The following is a 23081-nucleotide window of genomic DNA, read 5'->3' on the forward strand; positions in this document are numbered from 1 at the left end:
GGGAAGGGAGCCAGGAGGGAGAGGGAGCCGGGAGGGGCGGCAGGCAGGAGGTACGCAGGCGGCCCGGGACCACGCCGGGAGGCCGGCCCGTACGGGTGGCCGGGCGCGCCGATGGTTGGGCAGACGGGTGGCGGAACAGCATGCGCCCGGTCGCCTGAGCGGCGGTGATCCGGTTGCCTGGCCCCCGCCACCAGGTCATGCCCTGACCCGCGCCCCACCAGGAGCCGCGTCCCCCGCCGCCGCGCCCGTCATCAGGTACCCGCGGACGTCCTTGCCGACCGCGCCGCCACGGGTCGCCGACTCCGTACGGACCCACAGCAGCGCGTCATGCTCGCGCTCCCAGCGGCCCAGCCACTGCGCTTTGGCCCAGAGTCCGAGCGCGGAGCCGGCCATCAGCAGTCCGCCGGCCGCGGGCAGCGCGAACGACGAGGCGACCGCGGCCAGGAAGGCGAGCAGCAGCCACCAGCGGTGTGCGCGCCGCCAGACGCGGAGGGTGACCGCCCGGTCCTGAAGGATGACGGCCTTGCCCGCGCGGGACGCGCCGGCGGCCAGCGTCGCGTACCGCCCGCGCCGCACCGCGAACCCGCCGAACGCCGCGATCACGAACAGCGCCGCGCCCGCCGTCACCCCGATCGTCCGCCCGGTCAGCCCGGGAACCAGCACACCGATGGCCGCTGCCGGCAGCCCGGACCACCACAGCCACCCGGCCGGCGCCCGCACGATCACCGCCACCCGTGCCAGCGCATACGCCCCGCGCCCCACGAGATACCTCCCCACACCGAGACAGGACGAGATGAGTCGAGACAAGGCGAGAAGAGGCGGCGGCCATGTCGCCACGCGCCCCGTCACACCCCATCGGCCGCGGATCGTAGCCAGCCCGGATGAGGATTCCCTGAGACGGCAGCACGGAGGAGACGACACCGACGGGCCGACACGGCCGACACCGACGGGCCGACACCGACCAGACGGCACCGACCAGACGGCACCGACCAGACGGCACCGACCAGACGGCACCGACCAGACGGCACCGGAGTCGGCGTACGCACCGCCCCTCACTCCACGAACAACCCGCGCTCCGCCGCCCGCGCGTCGAACTCCTCCAGGCGGGCCTGGGCGTCCGGCAGGTCGTCGCACATCGCTTCCAGGAGGACGCGGCCCAGGAGCATGGGGGCGCAGGCCGTGTCGAAGGCCAGGCCGGTGCCCACGGGGGCGGGCAGGAGCAGGTCGGTGTGGTGGGCCACGGGGGCGAACGCGCTGTCGGCGACGGTGACGACGGTGAGACCGGCCGCGCGGGCGTACTCCAGGGCGTCGACGACCTCGCGTGGGTGGCGGGGCAGGGCGAAGCAGAGCAGGGCGCCGGCGCCGGCGCGTACGGCGGCGTCGATGCGGTCGGTGAGCATGGTGCCGCCCTCGTCGAGGAGGCGGACGTCGGGGTGGACCTTGCGGGCGAAGTACGCGAAGCCGGCGGCCTGGGCGGTGGCGGCGCGCAGGCCCAGGACCGGGAGCGGGCGGGAGGCCGCGAGGAGGCGGCCGGCCTCGAGGACCGGGGACGGGTCGGCGAGGGCGGCGGCGAGGTGGCGGAGGTTGTCGATCTCCGCCTGGACGGCCTGCTGGTACTCGTTGTGTGCGCCGGCGGCGCCGGGCTTCTCGGTGGGGGCGACCTCGCGCAGATGGCGGCGGAGCGCCGGGTAGCCGTCGAAGCCGAGGGCCACCGCGAAGCGGGTGACGGATGGCTGGCTGACGCCGGCCAGTTCGGCGAGTTCCACGCTGGAGAGGAACGGCGCGTCGGCGGCGCGCCGGACCATGCAGTGCGCGATCCGGCGTTGGGTGGGCGTCAGCCGGTGGCCTTCGAAGAGCTTCTGGAGGCGGGCGGCGGTGCCGGTGTCGGCCGCTGCGGCCGCTGCCGCCTCGCCGGCTCGCCGGCCGGCCGTCCGCGCGTGTGCCCCGTCGGCCACTCCGTTGCCGCCGTTGTCCCCGTCCCCGCTCATTGCCTCTTCTTCCCGGCCCGGTCGGGGGCCTGTCCCTGTGGTGTGCTCGCGGCGACGCGTCACCGCCGAGTACCGCCGTCGTCTCGACGCGTCACCGCCGAGCACTGCCGCCGTATCGACGCGTCACCGCCGACTGCTGCTGTGTCGACCGACTGTACGGAATCCCTGGCCCGCGCCGGTCCTGCCTACGCCTACGCCTACGCATCCGCACCCGCGCCCGCATCCGCACCGGGTCTCGAACGACGGGGCGGCGAACGCCAACCGGCGCCCGGAACGGGTGGCCCGGCCGTCAGCCCTCGTACCGCGGCTCCAGTCCGAACAGCGGAAACAGCCGCTCCGTGTCCAGGAACTGGTTGAGCCCGGTGATCCGTCCGCCCGCCATTTCGATCACCTGGATCGCCCAGGGCTCGCCGTCCGCGCGGTACTGCCCGAACGCCGGGCGTCCGTTCGCGACCACCGGCACCAGGTGCGATCCGCGGCAGCCGATGCCCGGTCCGAGCATCCACTTCACGATGTCCTCGGGCCCCCGCAGCCACAGCTCGTACGGCGGCATCGACAGCGTCGAATCCTCGTGCAGCAGGGCCGTCAGCGCGTCCATGTCGAACCGCTCGAACGCGTCGACATACCGCTTGAGCAGTGCCTTCTGCTCATCGTCCAGCGCTTCCTGTGCCGGCTCGGCGGGGCCCGCGTCGTAGCTCACCGCGAGCGTGGCGCGGGCCCGCTGGAGTGCGCTGTTGACGGCGGCGACCGACGTCCCGAGCAGTTCCGCGACCTCGCTCGCCGACCAGCTGAGCACCTCCCGCAGGATCAGCACGGCCCGCTGCCGGGGCGCCAGCCGTTGCAGTGCGGCGATGAACGCGAGGCGGATCGACTCCCGTGCGACGGCGGTCTCCGCCGGGTCCGCGACGGCGGTCAGCACCCGCCCGTCCGGCACCGGACCGATCCAGGTCGCCTCGGGCAGCCCCGTCCCCACCGGCGTCTCGACGCTCGACGGGGACGAGAGATCCATCGGCCGCGCCCGACGCTGGCTCCCTTTGAGCAGGTCCAGGCAGACATTCGTCGCGATCCGGTACAGCCAGGACCGCAGCGACGCCCGGCCCTCGAAACGGTCGTAGCTGCGCCAGGCGCGCACCATCGTCTCCTGCACCGCGTCCTCGGCCTCGAAGGCGGACCCGAGCATGCGGTAGCAGTAGCCGGTCAGCTCCGTACGACGCGCTTCGAGCCGGTCCGCCAACTCCCCCTGCGGCGGGCCTTGTCGGCCTTCCGCCGCCGTGACTCCGGCCGCCTCGCCGGGGACCGCTGCGTCGAGACTCACCGAGGACCGCTTCATCGTGGACCCGCCCATCCGCCATCTGCCGACCACCGGCGTACGCGCGCAGACGCTACCGGAGCGCCGGGCACCAGTCTGCTCCTCCGGGCCGGGGCTCGCAGGACGGAGCCGCGGCCGGCAGGAGGTGGCCGCAGGACGTACCCCCTGGGGCGCCCCCGTGTCGCCCCCACCCTTCCCCTACTCGCCGTGCGCGGCGCATTCGGCTTCTACGGCCTCCACCGCCTACACGGCCTACACGATCTATGTCGCCTATTCGAGGGCTTCGCCGCTGTACGAGCCGGTGGCCCAGGCCGGGGTTCTCAGCAGCAGAATCCGTTCCTCAGCCCCTGCCTCCTTGAGCTGGTAGTCGTCGACGCACCGCGAGCAGGCGTACATGGCGCGCGCGATCCCGCGGAAGCCCACCATGGTGCGGATGTGCACCGGCTCTTCCGCCATTCCGCCATGCCACGCGCACTGCCGGAAGACCCGCATCATCGCTGCCTCCCCGCTGCCCGGCACACCCCGCACGCGGTGCGGCACGGCGGTACCGTCCTGCCCGCGGGGATGAAGACCACGGCGCCGGAAGCGGACGGTCGCAGCGGCGGTTCGTGCCAGCGGTCCGGCGGTGGATAGGGGTCGAGGTCGAGGTCGCCGCCTTCCCGGACGATCTCCCCGACCGTCCCCGGTCGGCTGTCCCAGAGTAAAGGGCGGTCCGCATTCACCGAGTTGCTGTCCATGTCCTGAATATCGGTCGCTGAAGAGGGCGGATTTACTCCCATCTCGGTGTCCGATGAGACGAGTTGGCCCTACCGTTCAAAGCGGCCCAAACGTCCCAGGGAGGACTCTTGAATACGGCACTCAGAGACGCTATGGCCGATGCGGGCGTGAAGCCCGGACAGCTAGCACGTATGGTCGGGGTATCGGTAAAGACCGTGGAACGGTGGCTGGGTAATCCACTGCGCACCCCTCATCCGGCGGCGCAGGAGGATACGGCCCGCGCGCTAGGAGTGGACGCAGTGACTCTGTGGCCAAAGGCGGTGCGATCCGCCGTCAGAACAGGGCACGACCGTGAGATCGTCGCGGCCTATCCCTATCGCAGCGCCGCCCCGACCTCCCTGTGGGCCAGCCTCATTGACAGCGCCGGTCAGCGCCTGGTCTTCGCCGGCTATACGAATTACTTCCTGTGGCAGAACCACCCCCGGCTGGGTGCACGGCTCAAGGCCAAGGCCGATGCCGGGGCGCGCGTGCGGTTTCTGGTGGGCGATCCGGGATCGGCGGTCACGGCGCGGCGGGAAGAGGTGGAAGACGTCCCGCTCACCCTCAGCACCCGCATCCGTATCACCCTTGACGCTTTGTCAAAGATCGAGGACACGCCGCGTATCGAGGCGCGATTCAGCGACGCTCATATCGCGCTGAGCGTTTTCATGTTCGACGACCAGATGCTGGTGACACCGCATATCGCCAGCCTGCTCGGCGACGAGTCCCCCATGTTTCATCTCCGCCGGCTCGGCGACGACGGATTGTATGACCGGTTCGCTTCGCATGTCACCGCGCTCTGGGAAAACGCCCGGCCGGTCTGACACGCCATTTCACCTGGCAAAAAGTCCGCCGGGTCGGAAATTTTCCACGGCGGAAGTGCGCGACGGAAACGCGACGACGGCGAGCACCTGGCGACCGCCGGCACGGCTCGGTGCCCGCGGTGGCGGTCGCGGTAACCGGCAGTTCATGCCCGCCTATTGACCTTCAATTCACGCGCATCGATCCTGCATGAACTCATACAGTCGGCGACGCAAGGCGGCATTCATGGCAGGTGTGGTGGAACAGCGCTCGATCGACGTCGTCCCGGACGACGAACGGCACGGCAGCGCCTTCAGCCAGTTCACGCTCTGGCTGGGCGCCAACCTCCAGATCACCGCCGTCATCACCGGCGCCCTGGCCGTCGTCTTCGGGGCGAACGCCTTCTGGTCGCTGATCGGACTGCTGCTCGGCAACCTCCTGGGCGGTGCGGTGATGGCGCTGCACTCCGCGCAGGGCCCCCGCCTCGGGCTGCCCCAGATGATCACCTCACGGGCCCAGTTCGGCGTACGGGGCGCGGTGGTGCCGCTCGTACTCGTCATCGTGATGTACATCGGGTTCTTCGCCAGCGGCAGTGTGCTCGCCGGTCAGGCGGTCGGCGAGCTGACGCGTCTCGGCGCGACCCCCGGCATCGTCCTCTTCGCCGCCGTCACCGCCGTCGCCGCGGCCGTCGGCTACCGCCTCATCCACGCGCTCGGCCGGATCGCCGGCCTGGTCTGCGCGCTCGCCTTCGGCTACCTCGGCATCCGGCTCCTCCAGCGCGTCGACCTCGGCACGCTGTTGCACGACCACCGCTTCGGCCTGCCGGTCTTTCTGCTCGCCGTCTCGCTGGCGGCCTCCTGGCAGCTGGCGTTCGGCCCGTACGTCGCCGACTACTCGCGCTACCTTCCGCGCCACACCTCGGCGCGCGCCACGTTCTGGTGGACGCTGTCCGGCTCGGTGCTCGGGTCCCAGTGGTCGATGACGTTCGGCGCACTGGCGGCCGCGGCGGCCCCGGCCGCGTTCGTGGGCCACGAGGTCGGCTACGTCGTCGGCCTCGGCGGCGCCGGACTGATCGCGTCGTTCCTCTACTTCGTCATCGCCCTCGGCAAGCTCACTATCAACATCCTCAACACCTACGGCGGCTTCATGTCGTTGGTGACGAGTGTCAGCGGATTTCGCGGACAGCGGACCCTGTCCCCGCGCGGCCGCGCCGCCTACATCGCCGGGATCATGGTCGCCGGCACCGCCGTGGCCCTCCTCGGCAAGGACTCCTTCCTCGCCTCGTTCAAGGAGTTCCTGCTCTTCCTGCTCGCCTTCTTCACGCCGTGGTCGGCCATCAACCTGGTCGACTACTACCTGATCTCCAAGGAGCGCTACGACATCCCGGCGCTCGGCGACCCCGCCGGCCGCTACGGCGCCTGGAACGCCCGCGCGCTGACCGTGTACGCCCTCGGCATCCTCGCCCAACTCCCCTTCCTCGCCACGCACTTCTACACCGGGCCGCTGGTGGCACCCCTCGGCGGCGCCGACATCTCCTGGCTGGTCGGGCTCGCCGTGCCCGCGGTCCTCTACTGGGTCGTCGGCCGCCGCGACACGGCCCGGGTCCCGGGCCCGGACGTGCCGGAGGGGGCACAAACCACAGCCGGACTGGGGGGCTAGCCCTACCGCGCCGCCGCCCGTCCGTCCGTACTCTCGGGAGTATGGCGACTTACGACCCTGACCTGCGGAAAGAACTCGACGCCACCCTCCAGACGCGCAAGGAGCTGGGGTCGGAGTACGAGTCGGAGCTGGTGGAAGCGTTCCTCGACAAGCTGGACAGGGACGTCGACCGGCGGGTGCGGCGGCAGTTGGCCGAGCAGCAGATACAGGTGGCGCGCGGCACGCATCCGCAGCACCGCGGCGGGAGCGGAACCGGGGGCGGGCTCGGCGGCGACGGGTTCGCCGCGCGGTTCGGTTTCGCCACGGTCTCGCTGGTGCTGGCCGTACCGCTCTCCGTGATCGCCGCGGCGCATGCCGGGCTGACCGGACTGCTGGTCTCCTGGGCCGGCATCGTCGGCGTCAACGCCGTGCACAGCTCCGGGTTTTCCCGTCTGATGGCCGCCCGCGCGGCGCGCCGCGACCAAGAGTGGGGCTGACCCCGGTCCTGGGGCCGGCGCCGGGCCCGGAAAAGAGTTGTGCGGGGACCGCCGCACCCCGGCCGCAGCCGGGGGCGGGACGACGGCGGTCCCCGCAAGGGACGCGATCCCGGGTCAGGGCCGGTCGTCGCATCCGTGGGCGATGGTGGAGGTCCGGGAGCCGCTCCGGAGGTCCTTATCGCCGTAGGTCTCAATGTGCCGTACGAGTGTTAAGCCCGTGCTGCCGGCACGTGACGCATACGTACACCTTGCGGCGACGGCCCGTTCCCTGACGGCCACTTGACGCCGTGACCGGGAGGGAACGGGCCGCCGGCCGCAAAGACCGGGTGCCGGGGGGCTACTTGGCGACCCCGCGGGCCAGGTAGGCCAGCAGGTCCTGACGGCTCACCACGCCCTTCGGCTTGCCCTCGACGAGGACGATCGCCGCATCGGCGTTCTCCAGGACCGCCATCAGGTCGCCGACCGGCTCGCCCGAGCCGACCTGCGGCAGCGGCGGGCACATGTGCTTCTCCAGCGGGTCGCTGAGCGACGCCCGCTGGGTGAAGAGGGCGTCGAGCAGTTCGCGCTCGACCACCGAGCCGATGACCTCGGCGGCCATGACGTCGGGGTGCCCGGCGCCCGGCTTGACGATCGGCATCTGCGAGACGCCGTACTCGCGCAGTACGTCGATCGCCTCGCCGACGGTCTCCTCCGGGTGCATGTGCACCAGCGAGGGCAGCGCGCCCTCCTTGTGCTGGAGGACCTCGCCGACCCGCGCCGCGGTGCCGCTCTCCTCCAGGAAGCCGTAGTCCGCCATCCACTCGTCGTTGAAGATCTTGGAGAGATAGCCGCGGCCGCTGTCCGGCAGCAGGATCACCACGACGTCGTCCGGGCCGAGCCGCTCGGCGACCTCCAGACCGGCCACCACCGCCATCCCGCAGGAGCCGCCGACCAGCAGGCCCTCCTCCTTGGCGAGCCGCCGGGTCATCTGGAAGGCGTCCTTGTCCGAGACCGCGACGATCTCGTCCGCGACCGTCCGGTCGTACGCCGTGGGCCAGAAGTCCTCGCCGACGCCCTCGATCAGATAGGGGCGCCCGGAGCCGCCGCTGTAGACCGAGCCCTCCGGGTCGGCGCCGATCACCTTGACCCGGCCCTCGCTGGCGTCCTTCAGATAGCGGCCGGTCCCGCTGATCGTGCCGCCGGTGCCGACACCCGCCACGAAGTGGGTGATCCGCCCGTCGGTCTGCGCCCACAGCTCGGGACCGGTCGTCTCGTAATGCGAGCGCGGGTTGTTCGGGTTGCTGTACTGGTCCGGCTTCCACGCCCCGGGCGTCTCGCGCACCAGGCGGTCCGAGACGTTGTAGTACGAGTCCGGGTGCTCGGGGTCCACGGCGGTGGGGCAGACCACCACCTCGGCCCCGTAGGCCCGCAGCACATTGATCTTGTCCGTCGACACCTTGTCGGGGCAGACGAAGATGCACTTGTAACCCTTTTGCTGGGCCACGATCGCCAGCCCCACGCCGGTGTTCCCGGACGTCGGCTCGACGATGGTGCCGCCCGGCTGCAACTCGCCCGATTCCTCGGCGGCCTCGATCATCCGCACCGCGATCCGGTCCTTGACCGAGCCGCCCGGGTTGAAGTACTCGACCTTCACCAGGACGGTGGCCTGGATCCCTCGAGTGACGTTGTTGAGCCGCACGAGCGGGGTGTTGCCGACTAGCTCAATCATCGAATCGTAAAACTGCACGGTGGTCTCCGCGGTCTGGGGCACGCTGTCCTGCGCCGGTGCTGTCAGCCTATTGCCCGTCTCCGTCGGCGGCCCCCTGCGTTGCGTTCCGTGCGCGATGGGGCACAAACCGTTGTAGGAGTTTGTTGACGTTCAGGAGCGCGTCCGGCCCTCGGGCCGCGGCACGCACGCGCTGCACGGGGAGGTGCCCGGCCGATGACGACGACGATGACGATGTCCAGGGCGAGAGTGGCACGACGGATCGCGACCGCCGCGGCGTTCGGTGGCGGCGGGATCGGGCTGCTCGGCGTCGCCACCGTCGGCGTGCTGCTGACCGAGGTCCGGCTGGCCCGCCGTACGGTCGGCGGCTCCAGCGACATCCCGCCGTGCGCCGACGGCCGCTACGGCGCCGCCTTCGGCCACCGCACGGACCGTCCCCCGTTGCGACTCGGTTTTCTGGGCGACTCCACCGCCGCCGGGCAGGGCGTCCACCGCGCCGGCCAGACCCCGGGCGCGCTGCTCGCCTCCGGGCTGGCCGCGCTCGCCGAACTGCCCGTCGACTTCCGGAACGTGGCGCTGCCCGGCGCCCAGTCCGACGACCTGGCGCGCCAGGTGGATCTGATGCTGGGGGCCGGCGAGACCCCGGATGTGTGCGTCATCATGATCGGCGCGAACGATGTCACCCACCGTATGGCGCCGGCGGAGTCCGTCCGCCATCTGTCCGACGCGGTCCGCCGACTGTCCGACGTGGGCTGCGAGGTCGTCGTCGGGACCTGTCCCGACCTGGGCACCATCGAGCCGGTCTACCAGCCGCTGCGCTGGGTGGCGCGCCGCCTCTCCCGCCAGCTCGCGGCCGCGCAGACGATCGGGGTGATCGAGAGCGGCGGCCGTACGGTCTCGCTCGGCGACCTGCTGGGCCCCGAGTTCGAGGCGCGGCCGCGGGAGCTGTTCGGCCCGGACAACTACCACCCGTCGGCGGAGGGCTATGCGACCGCCGCGATGGCCGTGCTGCCGACGCTGTGCGCCTCGCTCGGGCTGTGGCCGGAGGAGGAGCGGCCGGAGGCCGCCCGCCGCGAGGGCATCCTGCCGGTCGAGCAGGCAGCGGCGCAGGCAGCGTCCGAGGGCGGTACGGAGGTCACCGCCTCCCGCCGCGCCCCCTGGGCGCTGCTGAAGCACCGCAGGCGCCGCCAGCTGCCGGAGCCCGAACCGGAGCCGGAGGTGGAGGCGGCGGCCGAGGCGACGACGGAGGCGCCGCCGGGCACCTGGTGAGCGGAGTCGGGCATGGCGGCGCCCTGCCGAGCGTTCACTGGATGGCGGCCCGGCGCGGAGATCCGCCGCGACGGAGGCGCCTGACATAAGCGGCCGCTTAGAAAAGAGGCCCGCATCACAGCACCCATCCCGTGACCTCAGCACTACGTGCAGGTAACTTCCCTCACAGTCCCTGCCCCTCGCCTCTTGGAGTCGTGTGATGCCCGAAGCCGTGATCGTCTCAGCCGCCCGCTCCCCGATCGGCCGCGCCTTCAAGGGCTCGCTCAAGGATCTGCGCCCCGACGACCTGACCGCGAAGATCATCGAGACCGCCCTCGCCAAGGTCCCCGAGCTGGACCCCAGGGACATCGACGACCTGATGCTCGGCTGTGGTCTGCCCGGCGGCGAGCAGGGCAACAACCTGGGCCGCATCGTGGCCGTACAGATGGGGATGGACCACCTCCCCGGCTGCACGGTCACCCGCTACTGCTCCTCGTCCCTGCAGACCTCCCGGATGGCGCTGCACGCCATCAAGGCGGGCGAGGGCGACGTCTTCATCTCGGCCGGTGTCGAGACGGTGTCCCGCTTCGCGAAGGGGAACTCCGACAGCCTGCCGGACACCCACAACCCGTTCTTCGCCGACGCCGAGGCCCGTACCGAGGCCGTCGCCCAGACCACCGGCTCGACCTGGCACGACCCGCGCGAGGACGGCCTGGTCCCGGACGCGTACATCGCGATGGGCCAGACCGCGGAGAACCTCGCGCGGCTCAAGGGCATCACCCGCCAGGAGCTGGACGAGTTCGGCGTACGGTCCCAGAACCTCGCCGAGAAGGCCATCAAGGACGGCTTCTGGGAGCGGGAGATCACCCCGGTCACCCTCCCCGACGGCACGGTCGTCTCCAAGGACGACGGCCCGCGCGCGGGCGTGAACCTGGAGGGCGTCTCCGGCCTCAAGCCGGTCTTCCGCCCCGACGGCCTGGTCACCGCCGGCAACTGCTGCCCGCTGAACGACGGCGCCGCGGCCCTGGTGATCATGTCCGACACCAAGGCGCGCGAGCTGGGCCTGACCCCGCTGGCCCGGATCGTCTCCACCGGCGTCTCCGGTCTGTCCCCCGAGATCATGGGCCTGGGCCCGGTCGAGGCGTCCAAGCAGGCGCTCCGCCGCGCCGGTCTGACCGTCGGCGACATCGACCTGGTCGAGATCAACGAGGCGTTCGCCGCGCAGGTCATCCCGTCCTACCGGGACCTGGGCATCGACCTCGACAAGGTGAACGTCAACGGTGGCGCCATCGCCGTCGGCCACCCCTTCGGCATGACGGGCGCCCGCATCACCGGCACCCTCATCAACTCCCTCCAGTGGCACGACAAGCAGTTCGGCCTGGAGACGATGTGCGTGGGCGGCGGCCAGGGCATGGCGATGGTGATCGAGCGGCTGAGCTGACGTACGGACGATCAACTCCGGTTCCGGGCACACCCTTCGGTACCGCCCGGACACGCACAGCGACGGCGTCGTGACCTGCACCACCTGGTGACAAGATCGCGACCCAATCTCCCCCAGGATTGTGACCAACGCCCTGGGGGAGACGTGTTTTTGCAGGTCAGCGGGGGTTCACCGGGTCGTATCGGGCTGCGTCGGGCCCAACGCCCGGTGCATTCCGTGACATAGCGCACTGCGAACGGTCGCCGACGACCGGCAGGCTGTTGTAGGAAGTCGGAGGACATTCCGTTATCGGAAGCGCGCCGATGAGCGAGCGAATCATCGAGAGGTGCGTGCCTCGCCAGGGCGAGGCCGAGCGAAGCGAGGATTCGGCATGAGCGAGCGAAGCGAGGATTCGGCATGAGCATCACGAACCTGGTCCTGCCGGCCGCCGCGACTGTGGCCGTGGCGCTGGGCGCCGCGGCGCTGCACACCGCGCGGGGTCTGCGCCGCCAGATCGCCGAGCTGCACGCCGAGCTCGTCGCCGCCCGTACGGCCGCCGCGGCGGAGACCGGCGCGGCGGACACGACGACCGCGGCCATCCCGGCGGCCCGTACCACTCCGGCCGCCGAGACCCCGCTCGCGGACATACGTGCCGCCGTCGCGGACGCGCTGGCCGAGGAGCGCGAGCGGGAGCTGGCCGAGGCCCGTGCGTTCTGGGCCGCTCAGGAGGCCAGGGACGCCGCCGACGCCCCGTCCCTGCTGGGCGGGCTGGCCGGCCTCGGCGAGGAGAGCCCGCTGGACGCCCGTGCCGACCAGCGCGAACTGCCCGAGCGGCGCGACCTGGACAGGTTCGACAGCCAGCCGTTCGTGCCCCGCCAGGCGGATCTGGCCGGCCTGGAGCCGCTGCTGGGCCCGGACGCGCTGGAGCCGATGGACACGCTGGAGTCCGTGGAGGCGTTCGAGGCGCTGGACGCGCCGGAGCTGGAGCCCGTCGAGGAGACCGAGTCGGCCGAGCTGGCCGCCGCCCGCCGGCGCCACCCCTCGCACCCGGACTTCTCCCCCACCCCGGTCATCGGCGACCACGAGCGCACCGTCGCGCGCCTGGAGGAACTGGCCGAGCAGGGCATCCCGCTCGCGGACGTACGTCCCGGCCCGCTGGGGACCCTGGACGTCTATGTCTTCACCGACGGCACCACGCTCTGTCTGACCCCGGGGCACCGCGAGACCTCGGAGAGCGTCGCCGACGCGCTGCACGCGGGCCAGACCCCGGTGCTGCTGGGCGGCTCCGGCATCTCCGGCGCTTACGCCCTGACGTTCGCCTGGGGTGACCGCCACCAGGAGAGCGTCTACATCCTGGCCGACCGCGTGATCGCCTCGCTCTGACGCCGGGTGGCGGGCCAGGGCCTTCCCGGCCCCGAACCCCCGGATCCCCGGACAGGCTCAGCAGCGCCCCGCCGCCGCCCGGACCAACCCCACGGCCTCCGCCAGTTCTTCGGCGGGGGCCACTTTCACGTCATCCGTGGGCGCAATCGCCACATTCCGGAGCGCCTCGACAAGATCGTGGCCGGCCACCGCGAGCTGGTCGCCGGCCGCGAACATCCCCGCGTCCGGCAGCTCGTACGGCTGCCGGCCGGGCCGCTCGATCCGCTGCGCTCGCAGCGCCAACTCGCGGGCCAGCGCGAGCCCTTCGGCCGCGGCACCGCGGGCCAGGGTGCTCTGCGGCAGCGAGCGGAGGCGGTCCGCGAGGGCGTCCACGGCGGTCTGCAAAGGGGTCACGTCAAGCACGTCATGAGCCTAAGCGCCACTCCCGGGTGGTTGCCAACGGCCGAAGCCTCAGGCACGGTGTGCTGAAGAACCAGCATCGACCGCGTCCGGAGGCGCCGATGTCTCAGCTCTTTTCTGAAGAGACCCACCGGAACATGCTCTCCCGCATCCCGCACTGCACAGGCCGGGAAATCTCCGACTGGCTCCGCACCGTTGACGAAGGACCTTCCCTCTTCCGTTTTGACGAAAAGGTCAGCTGGCTCCGTGGCGAACATGATCTCGCCTACGGACACGCCAAGGCGATTGTCCATGAATACGACCTCAGGCGCGCCGCCCGGAAGCTGTAGCCGCGCGGTGCCGGAACACCGGAACGCCGAAGGGCCCGTGGGAGACATCTCCCACGGGCCCTTTCATGCGCCGGCTACGGCAACGTCACTAGTCGTTGCCGGACAGCAGCTGCACCAGCCGCAGCATCTCCAGGTAGATCCACACCAGGGTCATGGTGAGGCCGAAGGCCGCCAGCCAGGACTCCTCGCGCGGAGCGCCGTACGCGATGCCGTCCTCGACCTGCTTGAAGTCCAGGGCCAGGAACAGCGCGCCGAGCAGCACGCCGGCGATGCCGAAGACGATGCCCAGGCCGCCGCTGCGGAAGCCGAGGCCGTCACCGCCGCCGAAGACCATGAAGAGCAGGTTGACCATCTGCAGCGCCACGAAGCCCATCGCGGCGATGATCACGAAGCGGGTGAAGCGGGCGTTGACCCGCACGATGCGGGTCTTGTACGCGATGAGCATGACGACGAAGACCGCCATCGTGCCGAGCACCGCCTGCATCGGCGCACCGGGCTTGACCCACTGGTTGACGGCGTTGCTCAGCGCACCGAGGAAGAGGCCCTCGAAGGCGGCGTAGGCCAGGATCAGCGCGGGCGACGGCTTGCGCTTGAAGCTCTGGACCAGGCCGAGCACCATCGCGATGAGCGCGGCGCCGATGGCCAGTCCCATGCTCAGGTTCATGACCCAGGCGACGGTGGCGCCGACGATCACGGTGCCGAGCGTGAGGCCCGTGCGGATGAGCACGTCATCCATCGTCATCGGGCGGGTCTGCGGCGTGTGCTGCGGCGGTGCCTGGGTCAGGCCCTGCTGGCCCTGGGCGTACGGGTTGGCGTCCTGCGGCGCGTAGGGGTTGCCGCCCTGCGCGTACGGGTTGGCTCCGGCGTAGGGGTTCGCGGCGGGTCCCCCGGCCTGCGGCGCTGCGTTGAAGCCCGCGTAGCCGGTGCCGCGGCTGAACTGCCGACGCGAGAAGACCGGGTTACTGCTCCTCATCTCACTCCTCCATGGCCGCCCAGCGCGGCCTTGACGCATAAGCGTAATGGCTTGGCAAAGACACGTCCCTAGTTCTTGAGCAGGATCTTCCCCCGGAACGACGGACGGTGCTTGCGCTACCTGGAGGACGTTCGGGGGCGTCCAGAGGTGCCCGAGCGTGGTGCGGTACCCGGGCGGGGTGCCTGAACCGTTAATTCCGCCTATGGAATCCGATAAAGGTCTGATCGCAGGAGGCCGGCAGGCAACCGAATCGCGTCGGCCTCCGTCTTGTCTGGTAGCCGGAACATGCCCTGCCATGCCGGATCCGGGTCGACGGCGTTTCGATGCCGCACGGATGACACGCCGTCATGACTCGACCAGCGGGGCATCTCTTCGCACCGCATATGCCGGTCACCGCCCGTAAAGGTGAGGGCACGGACGGCTGACAACCGGGGGTGCAGATGGGTCTATTCTGGCCGGAAACAGCAGCGATAAGAGGGTTGAGGTGCCTGTGCCTGACGTCTCAGTAGTCGTCATTGTCTACAACGACGCCGACCGGTTGCCGACCGCTGTCCAGTCCGTACTGGATCAAACGCTCCGGGACGTCGAGGTGGTGATCGTCGACGATTGCAGCACCGACCGGTCCTTCGAAGTGGCGCAGCATCTCGCCGCCGTCCATCCAGGGCGGGTAAGAGCCTTCCAGTTGCCGGAGAACAGCGGCGCGGGGGGTGAGCCCCGTAACGTCGGCATCCAGCACACGGCGGGGAAGTACGTCATGTTCCTGGACAGCGATGACGTCCTGGAGCACAACGCCTGCCGCAATATGCTGGAGGCCGCCGAGGAGACCGGCTCCGACATTGTTTCCGGTCTGTGCGTGCGGCTGCACAAGGACACCCGGAACCAGAAGCGTGACGAGTGGTACGCGTGGCTCTATTCCACGACCCGCACGCTGGAGTCCGTCACGGAATTGCCCGACCTGTTTGTGTGGGACACCCTTTCCACCAACAAGTGCTACCGCCGTGATTTCCTCGTCGAGAACAATCTCCTCTTTCCCAAGGGGATGTTCTACGAGGACCTGATGTTTATTGCCGATGCCTATCTCGCGGCGAAGCGCATCACCCTGATCCCCAATCAGGTCTACTTCTGGCACGTGTACGAGAAGGCGACCGTGAAGTCGGTGACGAACCGGCGGCACGAGATGACCAACTACGCGCACCGGCTGGAGATCCACCAGCGTATCGACGCGCTGCTGGAGGAGCGCGGGCTCACCGAGATGAAGCTCGCCAAGGACGTAAAATTCCTCAAGCACGACCTGGTGCTGCATCTGCGGGACCTGCCGTTCCGCAGTGAGTCGTACCGCCGGGAATTCGCCGAACTCTCCCGTGAATATCTCGCGAGTATCTCCCCCGAGGCGTATGAGCGCGTCCAGCCCATTCAGGCCATCTGTGCGTATCTGCTGCAACAGGGTGACTGGGAGAATCTGATTCCCGCGGTGGACACGCTCACCAACCGCGACAAGGTCTCGTCGCCGCTCGCCGAGCACGACGGCCGGATCTACTGGTGCGACGGGCATTTCGACGACACGTTCGGGCGCGCCGTCCTCGACGTCACCGACATCGGCTACCACGAGAAGCCGGTCAACAAGCTGTTCCTGCGCAACCAGCTCACCCGGTTCTCCGAGGCCGGCCGTACGGCGTCGCTGGCCGGCCGGATCACCAATCCGCTCGGGGTCATCCCCCCGGGCGCGAAGCTGACCGGCGAGCTGGAGTTCAGCGCCCGCCGGCGCAGCCTGCAGTCCTTCACCTTCCCGGTGCGGGTGCTGCGCCACGAAGGCGACACCCTTTACTGGGAGACCACGGCGGACATCACCGCGCGGCTGCGTCCCCTGGGCATCGTCGACACCATCTGGGACGTCCGGCTGTCCCTGGACGTCGACGGGGTGCGCACCACGACCCGGCTCACGGTCGCCGACACCGAGCTGGCCGGTGGGCCGCTGCCGGTCCGGCCGCGGCTGACGCGGATGGTCGCCGACCACATCGAGCCGCATATCTCCGTCCGGGGCCATCTCGCGTTCCGGCTGGTGAGCGAGAGCCGCAGCGGCGAGCGCGTCCAGGAACTGATCGCGCGCGGTGTGCAGGGAAAGCCGGGCACACTCGCCAAGGCGGGCTACCGCAAGGCGAAGACGCTGCGCAAGAGCCTGGTGTCGGGTGACAACAAACTCCGCGTGTATCACGAGGTGTTCAGCCGGCTGCCCATCAAGAAGCGCACCGTCGTCTTCGAAAGCCACCTCGGCAAGCAGTTCAGCGACAGCCCGCGTGCCATCTACGAGGAGATGCGCCGGCAGGGCCTGGACTTCGAGGCGATCTGGGCGTACAGCGGGTCGCCGAAGGACTTTCCGCAGGACGTCACCCTCGTGCGGCGGTGGTCGCTGGCGTATCTCAAGGCGCTGGCGCAGGCCGAGTTCTGGGTGGACAACCAGAGTTATCCGCTCAAGCTGACCAAGCGTCCGGAGACCACCTACATCCAGACGTGGCACGGTTCGGCGCTGAAGAAGATGGGCTTCGACCAGCCGGCGCTGAAGGCCACCACCCGGCAGGAACAGTCGGAACAGCAGCGTTCGCTGGACCGCTTCGACCGTTTCCTGGTCCGGTCCGAGCACGATGTGCGCACCTTGGCGAAGGCCTTCCGGCTCAAGGAGAAGACCCTGCTGCGGGCGGGTTATCCGCGCAATGACGCTCTGGTCAGGTCCCGGCAGCGGGAGGCGGAGCTCGGCCACCGGGAACGCGGGCCGCTCGCCGCCGAGTTGGGAATTCCCGACGACAAGACCGTGCTGCTGTACGCGCCGACGTTCCGCAAGGTGGGCGGCCGGCACGGCCGCTTCGAGCTGCCTTTCGACGTGGAGCGTTTCGCCGAGCAGTTCGGCGACCGCTACGTCCTCCTCGTGCGGTCGCACTACCTCAATCATGTGGTGCTGCCGCCGACGGTTCAGGGCAAGGTCGTCGACGTCTCCGCGCGGCATGACATCACGCCGATCCTGGAACTGGCCGACGGGCTGATCACGGACTACTCGTCGGTGATGTTCGACTACGCCCTGCTCGACCGGCCGTTGGTGTTCTTCACCTACGACTACGACGAATACGTCCACGAGGGCCGCGGTACGTACTTCGATCTGCTGGAGCACGCACCCGGTCCGGTGGTCCACACCGAGGACGATTTCCACGAGACGATCAAATCGTTCGAGACGCAGGCCCTGGAATACGCGGCGGCCCGCCGGGAATTCGTCGCCAAGTTCGGAGAATACGACCGGGGCGACGCCGCACAGAGCATCGTCGATCAGTTCTTCGCGCAGTGGAGCCGTTGATGAGCAAGCCGAACGCCGCCCAGCCGCGGGACATCTTCTTCGTCTCCAACAGCGTCAACGAGCTGGGAGGCATTACCAGTTGGTCGCACCAGATGGCCCGTCTCTTCAGCGAGCGGGGCCACCGGGTGCACGTCGTCGGCGTGGTGCCGCCGCCCCAGGGCCGGGTGCACGAGCTGGCCGACGACCTGCCGTACAAGACCACCACGCTCTACGACGAGCACCCGCCGAGCGTCCGTCCGGTTCGCGGGCTCAAGGACAGGCTCAACCTCGTCGAGCAGCGTCGCCGCACCGCCCGAGAGGCCGGGATGCGGGAGCAGGCGGCCAAGATGAGCGCCCTGTTCCGGGCGGCCAGGCCCGGCGGGATCGTGATCGTCACCCAGGTGTGGGCGATGGAGTGGGTCGCGCTCGCCCACACCGCGGGTCTGCAGGTCATCGGAATGAGCCATGAGTCGTTCGCGACCTGCCGCAAGTCGTCCCGCTTCCAGCGGGTCAAGCGGTTTTACGCGGACACCGACCGGATGTTGACGCTCACCCGCGAGGACGCCGACCACTGGATCCGCCAGCGGCTCGACAACGTCGGATTCATGCCGAACCCGCTGCCGTTCTTCCCCGACGTACCGTCCGACCGGTCCCGCAAGTGCGTGGTCAGCATCGGCCGGTTGCACGAGGAGAAGGGCGTGGACCTGCTCCTGGAGGCGTGGGCGCAGGTCGCGCCGCGGCATCCGGACTGGACGCTGCGGATCTACGGCTCCGGCGAGGAGGCGGAGGCGCTGCGCAAGCAGGCCGCGGAGCTGGGGGTGGCCGCCAGTGTCGAGTGGATGGGGCGGACCGGCGACGTCCCCGGGGCGCTGCGGGAGGGCTCGGTATTCGCCCTGAGTTCGCGCGGCGAGGGCTTCCCGCTGGCCCCTATGGAGGCGATGGCGACCGCCGTTCCCTGTGTGGCCTTCGACGTGGCGCCGGGTGTCCGCGAGATCATCACGGACGGGGTGGACGGATTCCTCGCTCCCCCGGGCAATATCACCGAATTCGCCCGGCATCTCGAGACCCTGATCTCCGACAAGGAGCTTCGGGACACGATGGGTGAGGCCGCGCGGGAGAACATCCAGCGGTTCTCCACCGAGGAGATTGTCGGCCGCTGGGAGGACCTGTTCGCCCTCGTGGAGCGGTGACCCGACAACGGGCATAACGAGTAGGGGCCGCCGGCATTCACCGGCGGCCCCTACTCGTTGAAAATTCAGGTAGCGACCTTCTGAGACGGCCGCGCACCGGCAGTGCCCGGAGCCGGACTTGAACCGGCACGGCCCGTAGGCCAGCGAGGTTTAAGCTCGCCGTGTCTGCATTCCACCATCCGGGCCTGGGATCCCCCATGCCGCCTCAAAGAGGGCAGCACGAGCGTAGCCCGCAGCGCACCAGGTAGATCGGCCGCTCATCCCGAGGTTGTCTTATTTTATTGGCAACTGAGGGTGCATCAGTGCCCGGTACAGGCCTTCGGCACATGCCTGAAGGCCAGCTTTGCGGTCGAGCGCCATGACGAAATTCGTGCCCGAATTGACGGAAACTCGATGCCCCGTCGAGGGGCCCTGTCACTCCCGCGCCGTACGACCGCCGGAACGCCTGACGCCCGCCTGACGCGCCGTCCGGTGCGGGGTGGCTCTCAGGGGGCCGTCTCCTCCCCAGGGATGACGGAGGGGACGCGGATACGCCCCAGGGTCGGTCCGAGGACGGGCACAGGGGTTGACGTCCCGGCCCCTTCTCCTGGCTGACGATGGAAGCCGTCCTCAGCACGCGGCCGAACGGCCACCGCGGACCAGACGGTCCCTCGTCCCGACAGGAGCTCCTCCCCGTGACCACCACCCACTCCGGCGTCTCCACCGCCACCCGCGCCACCGCGGTGGCCGCCCGCGCCACGGATCTCACCAAGGTCTACGGACAGGGCGAGACCCAGGTGGTCGCCCTGGACGCGGTCTCCGTCGACTTCCGGCAGGCCCAGTTCACCGCGATCATGGGCCCCTCCGGGTCCGGCAAGTCGACGCTGATGCACTGCATGGCGGGGCTGGACGCGATCTCCGGCGGTTCGGCCAGGATCGGTGACGTCGAGCTGACCGGGCTCAAGGACAAGAAGCTCACCCAGCTGCGGCGCGACAAGATCGGCTTCATCTTCCAGGCGTTCAACCTGCTGCCCACCCTGAACGCCCTGGAGAACATCACCCTCCCGATGGACATCGCGGGACGTAAGCCGGACCCCGCCTGGCTGGACCGCGTCGTGGAGACCGTCGGCCTGTCCGGCCGGCTCAAGCACCGCCCCAGCCAGCTCTCCGGCGGTCAGCAGCAGCGAGTGGCGGTCGCCCGCGCGCTCGCCTCCCGGCCCGAGATCATCTTCGCCGACGAGCCCACCGGCAACCTCGACTCGCGCTCCGGCGCCGAGGTCCTCGGCTTCCTGCGCAACTCCGTGCGCGAGCTGGGCCAGACCGTGGTGATGGTGACCCACGACCCGGTGGCGGCCTCGTACGCGGACCGGGTGATCTTCCTCGCCGACGGCCGGATAGTCGACGACATGCCCGACCCGACCGCCGACATGGTCCTCGAGCGGATGCTGCGTTTCTCCGGGGGTTCCCCCCGGACCCCCGGCTTCGACGCCAAGGGCCGTACCAGCTGACCTTCAGCAGCCACTCCCCCTCCGGACCTCTCCTCCAGGACTGACCCACTCATGTTCCGTACCGCCTTGCGCAATGTGCTCGCGCACAAGGCCCGGCTGCTGATGACCGTGCTCGCCGTCATGCTCGGCGTGGCCTTCGTCTCCGGCACCCTGGTCTTCACCTCGACCATCTCCGACGCCTACCAGAACAGCTCCCAAAAGGGCTTCGACAACGTCGATGTGGCCATCCAGCCGAAGTCCTCCGACAGCCCGAGCGGTGCGCCCGGCGCGGCCCCCAGGCTCGACCAGAAGCTGCTCGACGCGGCCGCCAGGGTGCCCGGCGCCGCCTCCGCCACCGGCACCGTCTCCGGCTTCACCGCCATCGCCGACAAGCACGGCAAGCTGATCGGCGACGGCTTCAGCACCCGCGGCGCCAACCTCTTCCCCGCCAAGGACGGCAAGGACGCCCGCTACCCGATGCGGGACGGCGTCGCCCCCAAGGCCGCCGACCAGTTCGCGCTGGACGCGCACACCGCGGACCGCGCGGGCTACAAGGTCGGCGACACCGTCCGGATATCCGTCGACGGACCGGTCCGCGAGCAGAAGCTGACCGGCATCTTCACCACCGATGACGGCACCGTCGCGGCCGGCGGCAGCCTCGCGCTGTTCGACACCCCGACCGCCCAGAAGCTGTTCGCCGCACCCGGTGAATTCAGCGGGATCGACGTCAAGGCCGCACCGGGCACGTCGCAGGGCGCCCTGAAGGCGGCGCTCGACAAGGTGCTGCCCAAGGACAGCGCGGAGACCACCACCGGCAAGCAGCTCGCCGACGACCAGGCCGACATGATCGCCAAGAGCATGGACGACATGAAGACCGTCCTGCTGGTCTTCGCCGGTATCGCTCTCTTCGTCGGCGTCTTCATCATCGCCAACACCTTCACCATGCTGGTCGCCCAGCGCACCAAGGAGCTGGCGCTGATGCGGGCGGTCGGCGCCAGCCGCCGCCAGGTCACCCGCTCGGTGCTGATCGAGGCGTTCGTCGTCGGCGCGGTCGCCGCCGCCGCGGGCCTGGCGGCCGGTATCGGCATCGGTGCCGGGCTGCGCGCGCTGATGAGCGGCACCGGTGCGAAGGTGCCCGACGGCCCGCTGGTCGTCTCGCCGGCCGCGATCCTGACCTCGCTGCTCGTCGGCATCGTGGTGACGGTCCTGGCCGCCTGGCTGCCGGGCCGGCGCGCCGCGAAGATCCCGCCGGTCGCCGCGATGAACAGCGTGCACGCCACCGCCACCACCAAGTCGCTGGTGGTCCGCAACACCATCGGCGCGCTCTTCGCGGGCGCGGGCGCCGCCGGCGTCCTGGTCGCCACCGGCATGGAGGACGGCAGGGCCATGATGGCCGCGGGCGCGGCGGTGCTGCTGATCGGCGTGTTCATCCTGACGCCGCTGCTGTCCCGCCCGCTGATCGCCCTCGCCGCGCCCGTGCTGCGCACGTTCGGTATCTCCGGCAAGCTCGCCCGGCAGAACGCCGTCCGCAACCCGCGCCGTACCGCCGCCACGGCCTCCGCGCTGATGGTCGGGCTCACCCTGATCACCGGTCTCACGGTGATCGCGGGCAGCGTGCAGCAGAGCATCGACAAGATGGCCACCGCATCGCTGAAGGCCGACTACGTCGTCTCCATGGCCAGCCGGACACCGCTCTCCCCCGACGTCGCGAAGAAGCTCGACGGCCTGGACGAGGTCACCGCGGCCAGCCCGCTGCGCAACTCCCCGTCCCGGATAGCCGGCGGCGCCGAGTATCTGACCGGCGTCAACGGCAAGGACTTCGGCAAGCTCACCCGGCTCGACTTCACCGAGGGCTCCCTCGGTGAGCTCGGCGGCGAGCGGGCCGTCGTGGACGACGCGACCGCCAAGGCGAACGGCTGGAAGCCCGGCTCCCGTTTCCCGGTGACCTTCGAGGACGGCAAGAAGGGCGCGCTGACCGTCTCGGGCGTCTACCAGGGCAACGAGATGATCAAGGGCATCATCCTCGACAACGCCACCCTGGCCCCGCACCAGAAGCACGTCACCGATATGCAGGTGATGGTCAAGATGGCCGGCGGCGCCTCCGAGGCGAGCAAGGACTCGCTGGTCAAGGCGCTGGGCGAGAACCCCGCGATCTCCGTCCAGGACAAGAAGGACGTCTCCGACGGCATCGCCCAGATATTCAGCCTGATGCTGAACATGCTCTACGGCCTGCTGGCCATGGCCGTGATCGTCGCGGTGCTCGGCGTCATCAACACCCTGGCGATGTCGGTCTTCGAGCGCTCGCAGGAGATCGGCATGCTGCGCGCCATCGGCCTGGACCGGCGCGGCATCAAGCGGATGGTCCGCCTGGAGTCGCTGGTGATCTCACTGTTCGGCGGGGTGCTCGGGATCGGCCTGGGGGTGTTCTTCGGCTGGGCGGCCGGCGAGCTGATCGGCGGCTCGCTGGCGACCTACGAGCTGGTGCTGCCGTGGGGCCGGATAGGCATCTTCCTCGCCATGGCCGCGCTCGTCGGGGTGCTGGCGGCGCTGTGGCCGGCGCGGCGGGCGGCCAGGCTGAACATGCTGGAGTCGATCAAGGCGGAGTAGCGGACGGCCGCCGCAGGGCCTGGCCTGTCCGGCCCTGACCATCGGAGCCGCCA

18 protein-coding genes and 1 tRNA gene are annotated in these 23081 nt (G+C 70.0%); 11 read left to right on the forward strand and 8 right to left on the reverse strand.

What is annotated here, in order from left to right; all coding sequences use genetic code 11:
- Nucleotides 1-195 precede the first annotated feature (195 nt).
- The 4 genes from FCH28_RS34400 to FCH28_RS34415 form a co-directional block, all read right to left on the reverse strand.
- A complete protein-coding gene (locus FCH28_RS34400) occupies nt 196-762 on the reverse strand; it encodes a hypothetical protein (RefSeq protein ID WP_136744165.1) in 567 nt (188 codons plus the stop codon).
- A gap of 290 nt (nt 763-1052) precedes the next feature.
- Entirely contained in the window at nt 1053-1988 is a 936-nt protein-coding gene (locus FCH28_RS34405) for a MurR/RpiR family transcriptional regulator (protein WP_136744167.1), read from the reverse strand.
- 289 nt (nt 1989-2277) lie between these two features.
- Nucleotides 2278-3303, reverse strand: coding sequence for a sigma-70 family RNA polymerase sigma factor (locus tag FCH28_RS34410; protein ID WP_281289779.1), 1026 nt, complete (start codon nt 3301-3303; stop codon nt 2278-2280).
- A 264-nt stretch (nt 3304-3567) separates the two neighbouring features.
- Complete coding sequence (locus FCH28_RS34415) at nt 3568-3753, reverse strand: hypothetical protein (RefSeq protein WP_136744171.1); 186 nt, start codon at nt 3751-3753, stop codon at nt 3568-3570.
- Nucleotides 3754-4142: 389 nt separating this feature from the next.
- Here FCH28_RS34415 and FCH28_RS34420 point away from each other — a divergent pair, with 389 nt between their 5' ends.
- From FCH28_RS34420 to FCH28_RS34430, 3 genes are all read left to right on the forward strand, one after another.
- Nucleotides 4143-4877 (forward strand): helix-turn-helix domain-containing protein, encoded by a 735-nt coding sequence (locus FCH28_RS34420; protein WP_222852476.1) that lies wholly within the window; start codon nt 4143-4145, stop codon nt 4875-4877.
- A 223-nt stretch (nt 4878-5100) separates the two neighbouring features.
- A complete protein-coding gene (locus FCH28_RS34425) occupies nt 5101-6513 on the forward strand; it encodes a purine-cytosine permease family protein (RefSeq protein ID WP_136744173.1) in 1413 nt (470 codons plus the stop codon).
- A 41-nt stretch (nt 6514-6554) separates the two neighbouring features.
- Nucleotides 6555-6989 carry a hypothetical protein gene (locus tag FCH28_RS34430; protein ID WP_136744175.1) on the forward strand — a complete coding sequence of 145 codons (435 nt, stop codon included), beginning with the start codon at nt 6555-6557 and terminating at the stop codon, nt 6987-6989.
- Between the two features lie 337 nt (nt 6990-7326).
- Here the strand turns inward: FCH28_RS34430 and FCH28_RS34435 are convergent, their stop codons facing one another.
- Nucleotides 7327-8715 (reverse strand): cystathionine beta-synthase, encoded by a 1389-nt coding sequence (locus FCH28_RS34435; RefSeq protein ID WP_136744177.1) that lies wholly within the window; start codon nt 8713-8715, stop codon nt 7327-7329.
- A gap of 213 nt (nt 8716-8928) precedes the next feature.
- Between FCH28_RS34435 and FCH28_RS34440 the strand changes: the two genes are divergently transcribed.
- The 3 genes from FCH28_RS34440 (at nt 8929) to FCH28_RS34450 (ending at nt 12745) form a co-directional block, all read left to right on the forward strand.
- A complete protein-coding gene (locus tag FCH28_RS34440; protein WP_136744313.1) occupies nt 8929-9963 on the forward strand; it encodes an SGNH/GDSL hydrolase family protein in 1035 nt (344 codons plus the stop codon).
- Between the two features lie 199 nt (nt 9964-10162).
- On the forward strand, nt 10163-11383 hold the full coding sequence (locus FCH28_RS34445) for an acetyl-CoA C-acetyltransferase (RefSeq protein WP_136744179.1): 1221 nt from the start codon (nt 10163-10165) through the stop codon (nt 11381-11383).
- Between the two features lie 396 nt (nt 11384-11779).
- Nucleotides 11780-12745: a hypothetical protein gene (locus FCH28_RS34450; protein ID WP_136744181.1), complete on the forward strand. Its 966-nt coding sequence runs from the start codon at nt 11780-11782 to the stop codon at nt 12743-12745.
- Nucleotides 12746-12802: 57 nt separating this feature from the next.
- Here FCH28_RS34450 and FCH28_RS34455 read toward each other — a convergent pair whose 3' ends face one another.
- Nucleotides 12803-13147, reverse strand: a complete 345-nt coding sequence (locus FCH28_RS34455) for a hypothetical protein (RefSeq protein WP_136744182.1) — start codon at nt 13145-13147, stop codon at nt 12803-12805.
- Between the two features lie 98 nt (nt 13148-13245).
- On the opposite strand from FCH28_RS34455, the gene FCH28_RS34460 reads away from it, so the two are divergent.
- Nucleotides 13246-13473: a DUF4287 domain-containing protein gene (locus FCH28_RS34460; protein WP_136744315.1), complete on the forward strand. Its 228-nt coding sequence runs from the start codon at nt 13246-13248 to the stop codon at nt 13471-13473.
- Nucleotides 13474-13561: 88 nt separating this feature from the next.
- On the opposite strand, the gene FCH28_RS34465 is transcribed toward FCH28_RS34460, so the two are convergent.
- Nucleotides 13562-14446: a Bax inhibitor-1/YccA family protein gene (locus tag FCH28_RS34465; protein WP_136744183.1), complete on the reverse strand. Its 885-nt coding sequence runs from the start codon at nt 14444-14446 to the stop codon at nt 13562-13564.
- 490 nt (nt 14447-14936) lie between these two features.
- Between FCH28_RS34465 and FCH28_RS34470 the strand changes: the two genes are divergently transcribed.
- Both FCH28_RS34470 and FCH28_RS34475 read left to right on the forward strand, forming a co-directional pair.
- Nucleotides 14937-17786, forward strand: coding sequence for a bifunctional glycosyltransferase/CDP-glycerol:glycerophosphate glycerophosphotransferase (locus tag FCH28_RS34470; protein ID WP_136744317.1), 2850 nt, complete (start codon nt 14937-14939; stop codon nt 17784-17786).
- Nucleotides 17786-18955, forward strand: a complete 1170-nt coding sequence (locus FCH28_RS34475) for a glycosyltransferase (protein WP_136744184.1) — start codon at nt 17786-17788, stop codon at nt 18953-18955. Before FCH28_RS34470 ends, FCH28_RS34475 begins: the two co-directional genes overlap by 1 nt.
- A 103-nt stretch (nt 18956-19058) precedes the next feature.
- Here FCH28_RS34475 and FCH28_RS34480 read toward each other — a convergent pair.
- Nucleotides 19059-19140 (reverse strand) — tRNA-Leu (locus tag FCH28_RS34480).
- A gap of 489 nt (nt 19141-19629) precedes the next feature.
- On the opposite strand from FCH28_RS34480, the gene FCH28_RS34485 reads away from it, so the two are divergent.
- Nucleotides 19630-20442 carry an ABC transporter ATP-binding protein gene (locus FCH28_RS34485; RefSeq protein ID WP_136744186.1) on the forward strand — a complete coding sequence of 271 codons (813 nt, stop codon included), beginning with the start codon at nt 19630-19632 and terminating at the stop codon, nt 20440-20442.
- A 51-nt stretch (nt 20443-20493) separates the two neighbouring features.
- Nucleotides 20494-23028, forward strand: coding sequence for an ABC transporter permease (locus FCH28_RS34490; RefSeq protein WP_136744188.1), 2535 nt, complete (start codon nt 20494-20496; stop codon nt 23026-23028).
- Nucleotides 23029-23081 lie beyond the last annotated feature (53 nt).

Source organism: Streptomyces piniterrae, from assembly GCF_005048155.1.
GTDB lineage: Bacteria > Actinomycetota > Actinomycetes > Streptomycetales > Streptomycetaceae > Streptomyces > Streptomyces piniterrae.

Coding starts and splice junctions, on each gene's coding strand:
- FCH28_RS34405 (WP_136744167.1), bottom strand. CDS start 1,988: ATGAGCGGGGACGGGGACAACGGCGGCAACGGAGTGGCCGACGGGGCA.
- FCH28_RS34415 (WP_136744171.1), bottom strand. CDS start 3,753: ATGGCGGAAGAGCCGGTGCACATCCGCACCATGGTGGGCTTCCGCGGG.
- FCH28_RS34425 (WP_136744173.1), top strand. CDS start 5,101: ATGGCAGGTGTGGTGGAACAGCGCTCGATCGACGTCGTCCCGGACGAC.
- FCH28_RS34430 (WP_136744175.1), top strand. CDS start 6,555: ATGGCGACTTACGACCCTGACCTGCGGAAAGAACTCGACGCCACCCTC.
- FCH28_RS34440 (WP_136744313.1), top strand. CDS start 8,929: ATGTCCAGGGCGAGAGTGGCACGACGGATCGCGACCGCCGCGGCGTTC.
- FCH28_RS34445 (WP_136744179.1), top strand. CDS start 10,163: ATGCCCGAAGCCGTGATCGTCTCAGCCGCCCGCTCCCCGATCGGCCGC.
- FCH28_RS34450 (WP_136744181.1), top strand. CDS start 11,780: ATGAGCATCACGAACCTGGTCCTGCCGGCCGCCGCGACTGTGGCCGTG.
- FCH28_RS34460 (WP_136744315.1), top strand. CDS start 13,246: ATGTCTCAGCTCTTTTCTGAAGAGACCCACCGGAACATGCTCTCCCGC.
- FCH28_RS34465 (WP_136744183.1), bottom strand. CDS start 14,446: ATGAGGAGCAGTAACCCGGTCTTCTCGCGTCGGCAGTTCAGCCGCGGC.
- FCH28_RS34475 (WP_136744184.1), top strand. CDS start 17,786: ATGAGCAAGCCGAACGCCGCCCAGCCGCGGGACATCTTCTTCGTCTCC.
- FCH28_RS34490 (WP_136744188.1), top strand. CDS start 20,494: ATGTTCCGTACCGCCTTGCGCAATGTGCTCGCGCACAAGGCCCGGCTG.